The sequence below is a fragment of the Stenotrophomonas sp. PS02289 genome (genome assembly GCF_029960115.1).
Lineage (GTDB): Bacteria > Pseudomonadota > Gammaproteobacteria > Xanthomonadales > Xanthomonadaceae > Stenotrophomonas.
Window position 1 is genome coordinate 13,267 of record NZ_JASCOZ010000002.1, and the last position, 15,035, is coordinate 28,301.

Annotated in this window: 10 protein-coding genes, 2 tRNA genes and 1 pseudogene; 2 read left to right on the forward strand and 11 right to left on the reverse strand. The window is 65.2% G+C overall.

Annotated features, from left to right (window positions below; all coding sequences use genetic code 11):
- Positions 1-17: 17 nt before the first annotated feature.
- Entirely contained in the window at positions 18-1,157 is a 1,140-nt protein-coding gene (gene proB, locus QMX83_RS00395; protein WP_282294750.1) for a glutamate 5-kinase, read from the forward strand.
- A 42-nt stretch (positions 1,158-1,199) separates the two neighbouring features.
- A pseudogene (locus QMX83_RS00400) lies at positions 1,200-2,447 on the forward strand (glutamate-5-semialdehyde dehydrogenase); the annotation flags it as partial.
- A gap of 29 nt (positions 2,448-2,476) precedes the next feature.
- Here the strand turns inward: QMX83_RS00400 and QMX83_RS00405 are convergent.
- From QMX83_RS00405 to QMX83_RS00455, 11 genes are all read right to left on the reverse strand, one after another.
- Positions 2,477-3,814 (reverse strand): OmpA family protein, encoded by a 1,338-nt coding sequence (locus tag QMX83_RS00405; RefSeq protein WP_282294751.1) that lies wholly within the window; start codon positions 3,812-3,814, stop codon positions 2,477-2,479.
- A gap of 109 nt (positions 3,815-3,923) precedes the next feature.
- Positions 3,924-4,427, reverse strand: a complete 504-nt coding sequence (gene pgaD, locus QMX83_RS00410) for a poly-beta-1,6-N-acetyl-D-glucosamine biosynthesis protein PgaD (RefSeq protein ID WP_282294752.1) — start codon at positions 4,425-4,427, stop codon at positions 3,924-3,926.
- Positions 4,424-5,671: a poly-beta-1,6-N-acetyl-D-glucosamine synthase gene (gene pgaC / locus QMX83_RS00415; RefSeq protein ID WP_282294753.1), complete on the reverse strand. Its 1,248-nt coding sequence runs from the start codon at positions 5,669-5,671 to the stop codon at positions 4,424-4,426. Before pgaC ends, pgaD begins: the two co-directional genes overlap by 4 nt.
- Positions 5,672-5,680: 9 nt before the next feature.
- Entirely contained in the window at positions 5,681-7,585 is a 1,905-nt protein-coding gene (gene pgaB / locus QMX83_RS00420) for a poly-beta-1,6-N-acetyl-D-glucosamine N-deacetylase PgaB (protein WP_282294785.1), read from the reverse strand.
- Positions 7,586-7,601: 16 nt separating this feature from the next.
- Positions 7,602-9,632 (reverse strand): poly-beta-1,6 N-acetyl-D-glucosamine export porin PgaA, encoded by a 2,031-nt coding sequence (gene pgaA / locus QMX83_RS00425; RefSeq protein ID WP_282294754.1) that lies wholly within the window; start codon positions 9,630-9,632, stop codon positions 7,602-7,604.
- 371 nt (positions 9,633-10,003) lie between these two features.
- Positions 10,004-11,215, reverse strand: coding sequence for an MFS transporter (locus tag QMX83_RS00430; RefSeq protein WP_282294755.1), 1,212 nt, complete (start codon positions 11,213-11,215; stop codon positions 10,004-10,006).
- A gap of 370 nt (positions 11,216-11,585) precedes the next feature.
- Positions 11,586-11,662, reverse strand: a tRNA-Pro gene (locus tag QMX83_RS00435).
- 115 nt (positions 11,663-11,777) lie between these two features.
- Positions 11,778-11,854: transfer RNA gene (locus tag QMX83_RS00440), tRNA-Pro, on the reverse strand.
- 54 nt (positions 11,855-11,908) lie between these two features.
- A complete protein-coding gene (gene cydX, locus QMX83_RS00445) occupies positions 11,909-12,010 on the reverse strand; it encodes a cytochrome bd-I oxidase subunit CydX (RefSeq protein ID WP_282294756.1) in 102 nt (33 codons plus the stop codon).
- 71 nt (positions 12,011-12,081) lie between these two features.
- Complete coding sequence (gene cydB / locus QMX83_RS00450) at positions 12,082-13,236, reverse strand: cytochrome d ubiquinol oxidase subunit II (protein WP_282294757.1); 1,155 nt, start codon at positions 13,234-13,236, stop codon at positions 12,082-12,084.
- A gap of 15 nt (positions 13,237-13,251) precedes the next feature.
- Positions 13,252-14,841: a cytochrome ubiquinol oxidase subunit I gene (locus QMX83_RS00455; protein WP_282294758.1), complete on the reverse strand. Its 1,590-nt coding sequence runs from the start codon at positions 14,839-14,841 to the stop codon at positions 13,252-13,254.
- Between the last annotated feature and the right edge of the window lie 194 nt (positions 14,842-15,035).

Here is a 15,035-nt window from a genome sequence, read left to right on the forward strand (position 1 = left end):
CTCTATTGGTATCTGCCATGACCGCATCGCGTTTCCCCGAACAAGCGTTGCCTTCATGGCGGCGTGCCGTGCTCAAGGTCGGCAGCAGCCTGCTGGCCGCTGATGGTGGTGGTTTGTCGCCGCGCCACGCGCTGGGACTGGCGCAGTTTGTGTCTGCGCATGTGCAGGCGGGGCGCGAAGTGGTGATTGTGTCGTCCGGTGCCGTGGCCGCAGGTCGCGCGATCGTGCCGCGTGCGCTGGAAGCCGGCGCGGCAATGGCCGCACGACAGGCGCTGGCCGCCTTGGGCCAGGCGCAGTTGATTGGCTTGTGGCAGCGCTTCTTCGAGCGCCCGGTGGCGCAGGTGCTGCTGACCCATGATGACCTGCGCAACCGCCGTCGCTACCTCAATGCGCGCGCCACGCTCAACGAGCTGCTGCGGCTGGGCACGCTGCCGGTTGTGAACGAGAACGACACCGTGTCGGTGGACGAACTCAAGCTCGGCGACAACGACAACCTGGCCGCCACGGTGGCGGCGTTGATCGACGCCGACGTGCTGTTCATCGCCACCGATATCGATGGGCTTTACAGCGCTGATCCGCGTCGTGATCCGGCGGCGGTGCCGATCCATGACGTGCCCGAGCTGACCAGTGCAGTGCTGGCGATGGCCGGCGGGGCCGGTAGCGGAGCCGGCACCGGCGGCATGCACACCAAGCTGGAAGCCGCCGCCAAGGCGGGCAGGGTGGGCATTGATACCTGCCTGTTCAATGGCCGTGATGCGGATGTGGTGCGTGCGCTGGCGCAGGGGCGGTTGTTTGGCACCCGTATCCATGCCGGGCAGAGCCGTGAGGCCGCGCGCAAGTACTGGCTGCGGCATGCGCCGCTGGAAGCCGGGGCGATCGTGGTCGATGAAGGCGCAGCGCGGGCGTTGCGTGAGAAAGGTGCTTCGTTGTTGCCGGGTGGGGTGACCACCGCCGAAGGCGATTTCCGGCGTGGCGACATGGTGCAGGTGCGGTTGCGCACCGACGCCGGCGAGGTGACGTTGGCGCGTGGGGTCAGCCAGTATTCGGCCAGCGACATCCGGCGCGTGGCCGGGCGGCATTCGCGGGAAATTGAAGCGGTGCTGGGGTACAACTACGGCGGTAACGTGATTCACCGTGACGATATGGTGCTGGTGTGAGTGCATTCGCCACGCAGGGCGTGGCTCTACGAGGATTCCCTGATGGCCGATGACATCCGTACCCAGGCGCTGGCTTGTCGCGCCGCCGCGCAGACCCTGGCCCAGCTGTCCGCCAGCGCCAAAACCGCGTTGCTCAACGGCATGGCCGACGCCCTCGACGCCGACAGCGACGCGATCCTCGCCGCCAACGCGCGCGACCTGGCCGCCGCCGAAGCCAAAGGCACGGGCAGCGCGATGCTCGACCGGCTGGCACTCAACCCCGCACGCCTGGCCAGCATCAGCGCCGCCCTGCGCGAGGTGGCGGCGTTGCCGGACCCGGTCGGCGCGATCACCCGCGACGATGTGCGCCCCAATGGCATCCGCGTGCAGAAAGTGCGCGTGCCGCTGGGCGTGATCGCGATGATCTACGAAGCCCGACCCAACGTGACCGCGGATGCCGCCGCCCTGTGCATCAAGGCCGGCAACGGGGTGATCCTGCGTGGCGGCTCGGAAGCCATCCATTCCAACACCGCCATCGCCGCCGCGCTCAAGCGTGCGCTGCGTGAGGCGGGCGTGCCCGACGCCGCGCTGACGCTGGTGGAAGACCTGCGCCGCGAAACCATGCTGGAACTGCTGCAGCTCAACGAGGTGATCGACCTCGCCATTCCGCGCGGGGGGGAAGGGTTGATCCGCTTTGTCGCCGAACACGCGCGTGTTCCGGTGATCAAACACTACAAGGGCGTCTGCCATCTGTATGTGGACCGCGCCGCAAACCTGGAGCGCGCGGTGGACCTGCTGGTGGACGGCAAATGCAGCCGCCCGGCCGCCTGCAACTCGCTGGAGACGCTCCTGGTGCATGCAGACGTGGCGGCGGATTTCCTGCCGGCGGCCGGCAAGGCGCTGGCCGAGCGCGGCGTGCAGCTGCGCGCCGACGCACGTGCACGGCACTGGCTGCCGCAGGCCGCAGAAGCCACTGAAGACGACTACGCCGCCGAGTATCTGGACCTGATTCTGGCCGTGCGCGTGGTGGATGATCTGGAGCAGGCGCTGGTCCATATCCAGCAGTACAGCTCGGATCACACCGAGGTGATCGTCACCGAAGACGCTGTGGCGGCCGAGCGCTTCGTGCAGGCATTGCGTTCGGCGGTGGTGATGGTGAATGCGTCGTCGCGTTTTTCCGACGGCGGCGAGCTGGGCTTGGGCGCGGAGATCGGGATATCGACCACGCGGTTGCATGCGTATGGGCCGATGGGGTTGGAGGCGCTCACTGTGGAGCGGTTCGTGGTGCGCGGGGAAGGGCAGACGCGCTACCGGGGTTCCCGTTCCGCAATGCCTCACAATTACGGCAACACCTCATACGCGATGCGCCGGTTCGCGGCTCGGCCGGCTTCGGTACTGTTGTCGCCGATCGGGCGGTTCGAGCCGAATCCACGGGCGGCCAACCGGTCTGAAGGTACCCCGGCGCCGATCAAGGCATCCGCCACCGCGCGCGCACGCTGCTCGCTCAACAACTGGTTGCTGGCCGCGTCGCCTTGATTGTCGGTGTGCCCACCCACTTCCACCCGGGTGCCGGCCGGTGCACCTTCAATCGCATCGGCCGCTTGCTGGATGATCGCCTCGCTGCTGCGGGTGATGTTGGCTGAGCCGGTGTCGAAGCGCACCGTGGTCTGATTCAACGCGGCGGTCAGTTCGGTCGCGCTGTATCCGGCCTTGAGCCCTTTGATCGCCTGCACACCCCGATCAAACAGACCTTCCACCTTGATCGTCGGCAGCTGCTTCTGGAACAGCGAACTGACCGCAATCCGCTCGGCTTCCGGCAAGGCACTGGTGTCCAGCTTCACCGCATCGCCGCTGAAGGCGAACTTCAGCCCCTCGGCTTTGAGGCTCGGCAACATCCCTTTCAGGCGGTCCAGCCACGAGGCCGGCTTGACGCTGGCATCCACGTCCAGGCGGGCGTTGAGCCTATCATCGCCGAAGGTGGATTTAAGCGCGTCCAGCAGCTGGAACTTCTCGGCCGTGGTGGCCAGTGTTCCGCTCACGTCCACCTTGCCGCCGCTGTGCTGGAAGGCGAAGGTGGGCGCACCGACCGACTGCGCGGTGCCATCGGTGCTCGCCACCGGTGCAGTGGCCGCCGCCGGGGTGCCCACCGGCGGTGACTTGCCGCGCATGTGCCAGCCGCAGTACGCCAGTGCCAGCAGGGCCAGGATCGGCAGGATCCAGCGCCACAGGCTGCCGCGTTTGCGGTTGTTGCGCAGCTGGGCGATGGTGCCCTTGCCCCAGTCGACATTGCCCGCCAACCCGGCCAGTGAGGCCGGAATGCCATTAGGCACGACCCCGCCAGCGGTCATCGAGCGCACCAGCAGCGGTAGCGCACTGGCGATGGCCGAGCCAATCAGGGTCTTGGGCACGCCGGCTTTTTCGGCAATCGCCCCGAGGTTGCGCTCGCCCAGGGCGTTCTGGATCTGCCCGCCATCAATGTCCCGCATGTTGGGACTGCCACTGAGCCAGGACTCGAAAATGCCGCCCAGGCCGGCCTTCTGGAACAGTTTCTGGAACCCCTTGAAACCATCGGACTGGCTGAAGATGAAGCTGGCCAGCACCCCGACGAACTTGCGGGTGTTGTCGCCGAGGCCGGTTGCCCGGGCGACCTGATCGATCAGATTTTCGACGAATGACATGGACTTGCCCTCACATGGATGTGCGGGCGGGTGTCTCCCCAACAGCAGCATACGCCGGTTGTGGGGGAAAGCGGCCAGGGTGGGCCGGCAAGCGGGGCAGAGCCCCGCTTTACGCCAGCCGGGCGACCGGTTCGGGCTCGGCCAGGACCTGTGCGCTCAGGCCCACCGGGCGGGCGTGGTCGTCCATGTGCAGGGTCACCGCCTTGCCGGCCAGCAGCTCGGCGGCCAGCGCCGGGGCGGCCCCCAGGTCGCGGGCCATCTCTTCACGGGTCACGTCCTGGCGCGGGTTGCGCCGTTCCTTGCCGGCAAAGCGAAAGCGGTTGTACTCGGCCCAGGCGATCAGCAGCACCGCCGTGCAGACCAGGATGATCGGCAGCGCGATCACCAGGAACGGGTCGATGCTCTGCTTGTACTCATACAGCTGCAGAAACGCCAGATGACCGCCCAGCAACCAGGAAATGGCGGTCACCAGCGGGGCCCACAGGTAGAAGTAGAAGCCCCAGAAGGCCAGGGTCACAAAGCCCCAGGCGGTGCGCTGCAGGCGCGGCTGCTGGCGTGACTTGCGGATCAGGCGCGAGTCGAAACGGCGGCTGGATTTGGGCGTGGTGTTCATTTGATACCCCGGTCAGGACTGACCCACACAGCCCGCTTGCCACGACGCTTGAACAGCGTCTTGGGCAGGGCCACCAGGGTCGTGAACAGACTGATGAGCCAGTACGCCATCGGGTACCAGATCACCCAGAAGTAATTGCGTCCAATATGTGTTTCGTAACGGCGGTCGATGATCAGGCTGCTGGCAAACTGCAGCAGGCACACCAGCGCCAGGATCACGCCGTGCCACTGCGGCAGCAGCGTGGCGATATACAGCTCGTTGGGCAGCGGCATGAACTTGCCGAGCGCCCACAGCACCACGATCGCCAGCATGGTGTAAGCCCAGAACACACTCAGGATGTACTCCAGCAGCACGCCCCACATCCGCCGCTTGCGCCAGCTGAACAACGAGCGGCCGTGACGCAGCAGCACTTCCACGCCGCCCTGGGCCCAACGCAGGCGCTGCCGCCACAGACCCTTCAGCGTTTCCGGCATCAGGATGAAACACAGCGCATTGGGTTCGTAACGGATGTCCCAGTGGTCCAGCTGCAGACGCCAGCTGATGTCGATGTCCTCGGTCACCATGTCGTCGGCCCAGTAGCCGATGCGGTGCAGGGCGGTACGGCGGAAGCCGGCAATCACCCCGGAAATGGTGAAGATGCGCCCGTACACGCGCTGCGCGCGCTTGATCATGCCGATGATCGAGGAGAACTCGGCCACCTGCAGGCGGCCCAGCAGGGTGGAGCGGTTGCGGATGCGCGGGTTGCCGGTCACCGCGCCCACGCGCGGGCCGGAGGTCAGGTGCCACACCATCCAATGCGTGGCGTATTCCTCCAGCATGGCGTCACCGTCGATGCACACCAGGTATTCCGAACGCGCGGCGAGTGCGCCCATGCGCAGGGCGTTCGCCTTGCCCAGGTTGCGGTCCAGGTGCACCACGCGCAGGCGCGGGTGCTGTGCGGCCAGCACGTCCAGCCGCGCGCCGGTGTCATCGCGGCTGCCATCGTTGATGGCAATCACTTCGAAGTCCGGGTACTTCTGCGCCAGCGCCGCGCCCAGCGTGTCTTCCAGGTTGTCCGACTCGTTGTGGCAGGGAATCAGGATCGACGCGAACGGGTAGTGGTCCATCGGCGGCGGGTTGTCGCGGTCACGCGCTTTGCGCTCGCGGCGGAAGAAGTAGTACAGCCCGCCGGACATCCAGAAAAACGCCATCACCATCGGATAGAAGAAGGCGAACTGGAACAGGAGATAGACGAAGGGATGCATGGCGGGGCCTCACTTCTCCGGATACGGGAAGTTGCGCGTCGACATCGCCGCACGCGCGTCCTTGGTCGACGGCTTGCCGGCAATGAAGTCGTCCGGGTACCAGGCGAAATGACGCACGCCCTGCGCCTGCAGACGACGGATCTGCGCACGCAGGCGTTCGCCGGGAATGGCTTTCTGGGTGCGCCAGTCCACGGTCTGCAGTTCGAACATGGTCTGGCTCAGCTGCGGGTCGTGCTCACGCACGGCGACCACCAGCCGGTCCAGCCATTTTTCCGGATTGCGGCTGCCTTCCATCCACGGCATCGCCATCAGTGCGGTGTGGTCATACGCCTGGTTGAACAGGTCCAGACGCTGAGCGAACCAGCTCGCGCTCTGCGGCTGCAGCACCGGCTGCGCGTACAGGTTGCGCACCGTGGCCAGCTTCGGCCGCCAGCGCTGGGCCGCGTTGCGCAGTTCCAGGGTGAAATCGATCAGCGCCTGGGTACGCGCGCCGTCGGCACCTTCCTGCGGCAGGTTGGCCAGCTCGGTGTCGCGCAGGTAGGCGTCATCGTGGAACAGCAGGCCCTCGAAGTACGAGTTGATCGCCAGGTCTTCGTAGATGTCGTCGATGATGTGACGCACCTTCGGGTTGGTGAAGTCCAGACGGAAGATGCCATCGCTTTCCGGGCTCTCGATCGCCAGCGCCTTGCGGATCGCCGGGTCCTTCAGCTCGAAGCCCAGTACCGGCAGCCATGCATACACCTTCACCCCGGCGCGGGTCTTGAGCTGCCACGCCACGCGGTTGAACAGGTCCGCGCGCATCGGCAGGTGCCGGTTCGGGAAGTACAGCGCATCGGCTGAGCCATTGCCGTCCGGATCGGCGAACGCCTGCAGGAACACGTGAGTCGGGCCCACGGTTTTGACCCGCTCGATCAGCGCATCCAGGTTCTTGCCCTGCTGCACCGGGTCGGCGTCATACACCGCATCCAGGTCGATCTGCAGGGCACGCATGCCGTCGCGTTCCACGTCGCGGCGCAGTTCATAGGCGATGTTGGTCACGGTCGGATTGCCGGTCACCAGCAGACGCGCCAGCCCGTGCAGGTCGCGGGTCACCGGCGTGCTGCGGCCTTCCAGGTCGAACGACACCGGCATGCCCAGGTCTTCGGCAATCTTGTTGCTCAGCGCGTTGTACGCCGCATACGGCCACACGATCGCCTTCGGGCTCACGCCGACGTTGTCGCGGATGCGCTTCACGCTCAGCGCCAGGTCCGTGCGCAGGCGCGCCTCATACTGCTGCGCGGTTTCGTACTGCTGCGTGGCCGGGAAGTAGGTGCGGGTGATCACCGCCGGGGTCTGGTTGCCCTGCGGATTGGATTGCACGCCGTGGTGCTGGTTGTCGGTGTGGCTGGCCAGTTCAACCAGCCCGCTGCGCTGCATCTCGCGGATCTGCGCCCAGGTCAGGAAGTCGTCATGACCAAACGGACGGTAGCCGTAGTCGATGGTGCGGCCCGGGGCCATGTCCACGTAGTCGGTGATCACCGCCACCAGTGCCGGGTAGTTGTAGGCGCGCAGCAGCGGGAACACCTTGGTGTACACACTGCGCAGGCCGTCATCGAAGGTCAGCAGCACCGGCTTGGGCGGCAGCGGGGTGCCGCCCTGCGAGGCGGTGATCAGCTGCGACAGCGACACCGGGTGGTAGCCATGCGCGGACAGCCAGTCCAGATGGGCGGCGAAGTTCTGGGTGCTCACCGCGTACGCGTCCGGGTCGCCCTTGACCGCCACGTCGTCGCGCACGTCGTGATAGCTGAGCACCAGCAGACCGTTGTCGGCCGAGTCCAGCACGCGAGCAGGCAGCTGTGCCGGCACCGATTGCGCCTGTGCATTGCCCAGCACCGCCAGCAGGGTCAGCAGCGTGAGGGTGATGAAGCGCTTCAAGTCCATGTGTCGCATCTCATTGCCCCCAGCGCAGACCGGCGTCGAAGCCGATGTGTCGTTCACGTTGTCCGTCGTAGACCGGTCGCGACCAGCTCACGCCATATTCAAAAATGCGGCCGTCGGCCAGCTGCCATTCGTGCCGGTATTCGGCCGAAGGAATCAGCGCGCTGCCGTAGCCCTGCTGCCAGTAGTTGCCCACCGACACGGTCAGGCGATGGCGGAAGTGACGCTCGTAATGCCGCCACAGCTGCTGGTCCACGCGCAGCCCGATCTCCACCGAACGGTCTTCCGACGGGTTGAAGTAGGGCACGTCATCCAGGCTGCCGCGGCTGGCGTACACGCTTCCCAGGCCGTCCAGCTGCACGGTGGGGCGGGTCAGCAGGCGCTGCTGGATGCTGCTGGTGACCGTGTCGCGGCGATTGCCGTCGTCGTAACGGTACTGGCTGCCGCCGATGCTCCACTGGGTGCGTTCGTTGCGGTGGTAGTCCACCGACACCGCCACGCTGTCGGCGGTGATGCCGGACACGCGGGCCTGCATCGACGCATCGGCGTCGTTGCGGGCGGCGGTGATGCCGGCATGCCAGCGGTCGTTGAACTGCCAGCCCACGCCACCGCTCAGGCCGGTGTCGCCGACATGGTCATTGGCGCGGTTGACGAAGGCTTCCGCATCCAGCTGACCGAAGCGGTAGCGGGTACCGGCACCGAGGCGCAGCGGGTTGATGGTCTGGTCCTGGAAGTCCACGCTGCGGCGGTCGGCGAAGGCCACCAAGCGCCAGCGGTCGTCCAGAATCGGCGACTGCACTTCCACGCCGTAACGGCCATCGTTGTTGCCCAGCGGCGACGCACCGCCGCCACCTTCGCTGCGGCCGCCTTCGGCGTAGGCATGCAGCTGCCAGCCGCGGTGTGCGCGCCAGGCCCGGTCCATGCGCTGCACGGAGGGTTGGTGGGGGTAGGCTTCGAGCAGGGAATCATGGATCGGCCGCGCCAGATCGTCGCGCTGCAGTTCCACATACGCATCGATCTGGCCGATGCGTGCGGACACGTCACGCGGGTCCAGCGTGTTGGCCATGCCGTAGCGTTCCAGGCCGCGACGCGGCCAGCCGCGCATCATGTAGACGTTGCCCAGCGAGGATTGGGTGCCGCCGTTGCCGGGGGCCATTTCCACCATCGCTTCCAGGTCGCGCTGCGCGCTGGGCAGGTCGCCGGTGTAGGCACGCACCATCGCCAGGTTGAGGTCGGCTTCGTAGCGCGGCCAGTTCGCATAGGGCGCACGCGCACCATTGGCCCAGCGCCACGCCGGTTCGGCGGCGCTCCACTTCTTCAGCAGGTTGATCGCTTCGTAGGGCTGTTCGTCTTCCAGGTAGGCGTAGGCCAGTTCCGAATGCACCTCACTCTGGCCGGGATCGGCTTTCAACGCCGCTTCCAGTACGGGAATGGCTTCGGCCGGGTGCTGGGTGGCCATCAGTGAATCGCCGACGGCCGCTTTCACGTAATCCGGAACCGGATGGCCTTCGGCCAGCAGGGCGCGGTACTCGTCGCGCACCTGGGTGTGACGGCTCAGACGGTTGAGCAGGATCAGGCGGTCATAGCGCACGCGCAGCGGCGCGGTCGCGGCGGTCAGGCCGTCACGCTGCAGCATCGTGTCCATCTGGGCCAGCGCCGCTTCCGCTTCGTCCAAGCGGGTGTCTTCGCTGGTCGCGTAGGCCAGGCTCCAGCCCACGCGCTTGGCCAGGTAGTTGGCTTCAAAGCGCTGCTTCTGCTCTGCGTCAAACAGTTCCGGGCGCTGCTGGTAGAGCTGCCAGGCACGATGCGCGTTGCCGATGTCGGCCAGGGTCAGCACCTGCAGGCGATACAGCAGGTCATCATTCGGAATGTCGACCTGCGCGCGCTCGATCGCCGCCAAGGCGTCCAGCCAATGCGCCTGGTCACGGTACTGGCTGATTTCGGCCAGATGTTCGGCGCGGGTCGCGGCCGAAACGGTGGCGGAAAGGCAAAGCGTGGCGCATGCCAGGCTGACGGCAAGCGTCAGCGGCCGGTGGTTGTACATGGAGCCCCCAGAGCGTCCTTTCAAAAATGTCGGTGTGCGAAAAATGTGACGCACATCACATGCCAATCGTGCCCGATTTCTCATATGTCCACAAATCGTTAACACACGGAAGGTAGTCCGCGATCCGGCCAAGGGACGCAGAATTCTGGTCAAGTTGTTGATTACCAAGACCTTCCGGCCGCCGCCACGGCGCTGTTCCGGGGGTCTATCCAACCTGAAACTGTTCAGCGAGACCTGACCGCTCCCACGGGTCCAGGTCACTGACCTGCCACTCAGGTCAGTTTTGGACACGCTACGTCAGCTGATGCCTACGGTGTGTGTAGGTCGGGGAATCTTGCAACCCGTAGAGCCACGCCCTGCGTGGCTGCCCCTCACCAATGATCTTCCAGCTTCTGCGGCTTGCACGCCATCCACGACGCACCCAACAACACACACAGGCACAGCCCCAGGAACCCGAACGGCAACATCCAGCCACCACTTACATCATGCAGCCACCCAAACAACAGCGGCCCGATGCAGCTGAAACTGTAGCCCACGCCCTGCATGAACCCCGACAGCGCCGAAGACCCGGCCGGCGTGCGCGTTCTCAAATTAATAAGCGTCAGCGCCAGCGGGAAGGTGGAAGGTCCCACCCCCAGCAACGCCACCCACAACCAGGGCGCTTTCATCGGTGCCAACAGCAACCCGGCAAACGCAATCACAAACGCACCCACGCCGATCAACACCAGCGGGAACGGATTACGCAGCCGCACCGCCAGCGCCGGCATGGTCAACGACGGCAGCAGTCCCAGCGCGGCAAACACCGCCACCATGAGCCCGCCAAACGCCGGCGTCGCCCCGGCTTCGACCACGATGCGCGGCAGCCAGGTGAACATCGAATAGGTCATCAGCGAGGTCATGCCGAACATCAGCGCCATGCCCCAGGCCAGCGGGGTGCGCGAGACCCTGCCATGCGGCTGCGCGCCGGCATCCACCGCCGGTTCCAGCGGATCAGGATGCGGCCGGCGACGCGCCAGCATCAGCCAGGGCAGTGCGGCGGCAAGGGCCAGCAGTGCCCAGATGCCCAGCGACACGCGCCAGCCGGCCTGTTCGGCCAGCGGCACGGCGAGCAGGGCCGGCAGCATGGTGCCCAGCTGCAGCACGGTGATGTACAGGGTGCTGACGGTGCCCACGCGATTGGCGAAGTAACGCTTCACCAGCGGTGGCACCACCACATTGCCGATGCCCATGCCGGCCAGCGCGACCACCGAGCCGAACAACAGGCTGGTGATGCCGACCGACGACGAGCGCAGCAGCAGCCCGGCGGCGGCCAGGCCCATGGCGAGCAGGGCGGTACGCTCCAGCCCGAAACGGCGGGCCAGCATGGGCGTGGCCATGCCGAACAACGCGAACGAAGCGGTCGGCAGCATGCCGAGCACGCCGGTCATGGTGGTACCAAAACCGAAGGTGCGCCCGAGCAGGTCGAGCAGCGGGGTAACCGAGGTAACGGCCGTACGCAGATTGACGGCGGCAAGCAGAATGGCGGCGAACGCCAGCACGCGTCCCTGCAGCAGGGACGCGCCGTGAGGTGCGGTATGAGTCATGGCGCAATTGTACCTGTGAGCATTCCCTGCCGCCGGCCCCTCGATACAGGGTCGGTGGCCATGGGAAATGCCGCAGCTACGTGCTTTTGATCTTCGATGGCCACCGACGCACTGTCGATGGCGGGTCGGGGTGGGCTGGAGGGGGCGTGAGCCGCATGGATGCGGCGATCGAGCTTACAGGGACGTACTTGCAGCGTCCCCCGGAACGCCCATCCCGATCCGCCAAACCCAGGAGCCGATGACCACCGGCTGTTCGCCCAAATCCAACCGCAGCCGGGCAACGCCCGGCGATACGTAGATTTCGTAATCCAACACGCACAAAAAAGCCCAGAGGACTTTCGTCTTCCAGGCTTCAATGTGACCACTTGTATGGTCGGGGAGACAGGATTCGAACCTGCGACCTCTACGTCCCGAACGTAGCGCTCTACCAGACTGAGCTACACCCCGTAAGGAGCCGCCTATTGTATCGGCTGGACCCTTGGGCGGCAAGGGGGCCGTTCCACATCATTTCGACAAAAAAGCCTGAAGCGGTGGGCTCCAGGCTTCATTGTGACCACCGAAGTGGTCGGGGAGACAGGATTCGAACCTGCGACCTCTACGTCCCGAACGTAGCGCTCTACCAGACTGAGCTACACCCCGAAGGAGCCGACAAGGATACGGTGTGAAGACCTTGCCGGCAAGTTTTATTTCACATCACTCGGTCTTGCCCTGCTCGCGGGCTTCAAACCACATGCCGTTGAGGATGGCCGCGGCCGAGGCCAGGCCGGTGCCGAGAATCCAGGCGAAATACCACATGTTCGTTCTCCTTCAGCCGGGCAAGCCCGGCTCTACGGGGTAGGTGCCGACCGTTGGTCGGCACGCGGTTATCAATAAGCGTTCGGATTGTCGGCCATGTCTTCGGCCGTGGTCTTGCCCTTCATCACCCGGTAAACCCAGCTGGTGTAGGCCAGCACGATCGGCAGGAAGATGATCGTCGCCACCAGCATGATGAACAGCGTCAGCTGGCTGGACGAGCTGTCCCACACCGTGAGGCTGGCGCTCGGCTGGCTGCTGGAGGGCAGCAGGAACGGGAAGATCGCAAAGCCCACGGTCAGGATGATGCCGGCAATCGAGGTGCCCGAGGCCAGGAAGGCCGCCATGCCGCGACGGCTGCGCAGCAGCACCGCGCTGGCCAGTGCACCGCCCAGGCCCAGCACCGGGAAGATCCACGTCCACGGCATGCTGGTGTAGTTGCGCATCCAGCCGCCAGCAGCTGCACCGATCTCTGCCGTCTTCAGCAGCGGGTTGGTCGGGCCATCGGTCACCACCTGCGAGGTGATCTGGTAACCCGGCAGACCCAGTGCCACCCACACACCGGCCGCAGCGAACAGCACGAAGCTGAGGATCGCGGCGATGCTGCCGTAACGGGCCGAACGCTCAGCCACCGGACCATCGGTCTTCAGCACCAGCATCGCGGCACCGTGCGACACCATCATCGACACGCCGACCAGGCCGGCAATCAGGGCGAACGGGGTCAGCAGGCCGAAGAACGTGCCCGTGTAGAAGATGCGCATGCTGTCATCGAAGTGGTACGGCACGCCCAGCAGCACGTTGCCCACCGCCACGCTGGAAATCAGCGCCGGCAGCAGCCCACCCACGAACAGCACCCAGTCCCAGCTGGTGCGCCAGCGCTGGCTCGGCATCTTGCTGCGGTACTTGAAGCCCACCGGACGCAGGATCAAGCCGAACAGCATGGCGAAGATCGCCAGATAGAAGCCCGAGAAGCTCACCGCGTACAGTGGCGGCCAGGCGGCGAAGATCGCACCGCCACCCAGCACCAGCCACACCTGGTTGCCTTCCCACACCGGGCCGACCGTGTTGATCACCAGCCGGCGTTCTTCATCGGTCTTTGCCACGAACGGAAGCAGGGTGCCCACGCCGAGGTCGAAGCCGTCCATCACTGCCCAGCCGACCAGCAGGATGCCCAGCAGCAGCCACCAGATCACGCGCAGCGTTGTGTAATCAAGTCCAAGAATTTCCATGGTGTGTCTCCTGCCTTATGCCTGGCCGGGGGCCGGTGCGGCGGCAATGGGGGTGATCGGCGTGCGCTTGGGCTGCAGCGAAGGAAGGATCTCGTCCGGACCGGTACGGATCGCCTTCAGCATCAGCTTCACTTCAATCACCAGCAGAATCGTGTAGGTGATGGTGAACACCGCCAGCGTGGTCAGGATTTCATGCAGGGCCAGGCCTGACGCGGCGTAGAAGGTCGGCAGCACGCCATCCACTGCCCACGGCTGGCGACCATACTCAGCCACGAACCAACCACATTCGATCGCGATCCACGGAGCCGGCATCGTCCACAGTGCCAGCTTCAGGAACCAGCGCTTGTCCTGGAAGTTGTTCTTGCAGGAGAAGTAGAACGCCAGTGCGAAGAACGCGATCAGCCAGAAGCCCAGCGCCGCCATGATGCGGAAGGTCCAGAACAGCGGAGCCACGCGCGGCACGGTATCCATCGCCGCCTTGGAGATTTCTTCCGGGGTGGCGTTGAGGATGTCGTCGCGGTAGCGCTTCAGCAGCAGGCCATGGCCGAGGTCCTGCCAGTGGCGGTCGAACATTTCACGCGCTTCAACGTCGTTCTTGTCCTTGCGGATGCGCTCCAGCGCCCCGTAGGCCAGCTGGCCGCCCTTGATGCGGTGCTCGGCACGTTCCACCAGTTCCAGAATGCCCGGAATCGGCTGGTTCAACGAACGCGTGGCGATCAGGCCCATCACGTAGGGAATCTTGATCGCAAAGTCGTTGCTCTGCGTCGCCTGGTTCGGAATGCCGAAGGCGGTGAAGTCGGCCGGAGCACGCTCGGTTTCCCACATCGCTTCGATCGCGGCCAGCTTCATCTTCTGGTGTTCGCTGGCGGCATAACCGCTTTCGTCACCCAGCACCACCACCGACAGCGAGGACAGCAGGCCGAAGGCAGCGGCCACCGCGAACGAACGGCGGGCCATGTCCTTATGCTTGTTGCGCAGCAGGTAGAAGGCGCTGATGCCCATCACGAAGATCGCGCCGGTCACGTAGCCGGCACTGACCGTGTGCACGAACTTGGCCTGTGCCACCGGGTTGAGCAGCACGGCAGCGAAGTCCACCACTTCCATGCGCATCGTTTCCGGGTTGAACACTGCACCCGTCGGGTTCTGCATCCAGCCGTTGGCGATCAGGATCCACACCGCCGACAGGTTGGTGCCCAGCGCCATGAACCAGGTCACCGCCAGGTGCTTGACCGGGCTCAGCCGCTTCCAGCCGAAGAAGAACAGGCCGATCAGCGTGGCTTCCAGGAAGAACGCCATCAGGCCTTCAATGGCCAGCGGTGCGCCGAAGATGTCACCCACATAGTGGCTGTAGTACGACCAGTTCATGCCGAACTGGAATTCCATCACCAGGCCGGTTGCGACACCGATGGCGAAGTTGATGCCGAACAGCGTGCCCCAGAACAGGGTCATCTGACGCCAGACCTGCTTGCGGGTCATGACGTACACGCTTTCCATGATGGCCACCATGAAGGACAGGCCAAGCGTGAGGGGAACAAAAAGGAAGTGGTACATCGCGGTCAAAGCAAATTGCAGCCGCGACAGCTCTACGACTGTCGAATCAATCATGGCCTGGCTACCTCGTTGGGGGGTTTTGCCGTTTTGGGGTGGCGGGAAGGGGGTCTACGGGATGAATTCTGTGACCGGCAACTTCTACGAGCCTTGATTCAGATCAATGAAGCGGCATTCAGGGAGCGCGAAGGTACACATCCCCCTGCGACCGCGTGCCGCACCGGGAGCTTGCGCCAGACCCTATTACAATG

Coding starts and splice junctions, on each gene's coding strand:
- QMX83_RS00455 (WP_282294758.1), bottom strand. CDS start 14,841: ATGATTGATTCGACAGTCGTAGAGCTGTCGCGGCTGCAATTTGCTTTG.
- QMX83_RS00430 (WP_282294755.1), bottom strand. CDS start 11,215: ATGACTCATACCGCACCTCACGGCGCGTCCCTGCTGCAGGGACGCGTG.
- pgaA (WP_282294754.1), bottom strand. CDS start 9,632: ATGTACAACCACCGGCCGCTGACGCTTGCCGTCAGCCTGGCATGCGCC.
- pgaC (WP_282294753.1), bottom strand. CDS start 5,671: ATGCATCCCTTCGTCTATCTCCTGTTCCAGTTCGCCTTCTTCTATCCG.
- cydB (WP_282294757.1), bottom strand. CDS start 13,236: ATGGAAATTCTTGGACTTGATTACACAACGCTGCGCGTGATCTGGTGG.
- cydX (WP_282294756.1), bottom strand. CDS start 12,010: ATGTGGTATTTCGCCTGGATTCTCGGCACCGGCCTGGCCTCGGCCGCG.
- proB (WP_282294750.1), top strand. CDS start 18: ATGACCGCATCGCGTTTCCCCGAACAAGCGTTGCCTTCATGGCGGCGT.
- pgaD (WP_282294752.1), bottom strand. CDS start 4,427: ATGAACACCACGCCCAAATCCAGCCGCCGTTTCGACTCGCGCCTGATC.
- QMX83_RS00405 (WP_282294751.1), bottom strand. CDS start 3,814: ATGTCATTCGTCGAAAATCTGATCGATCAGGTCGCCCGGGCAACCGGC.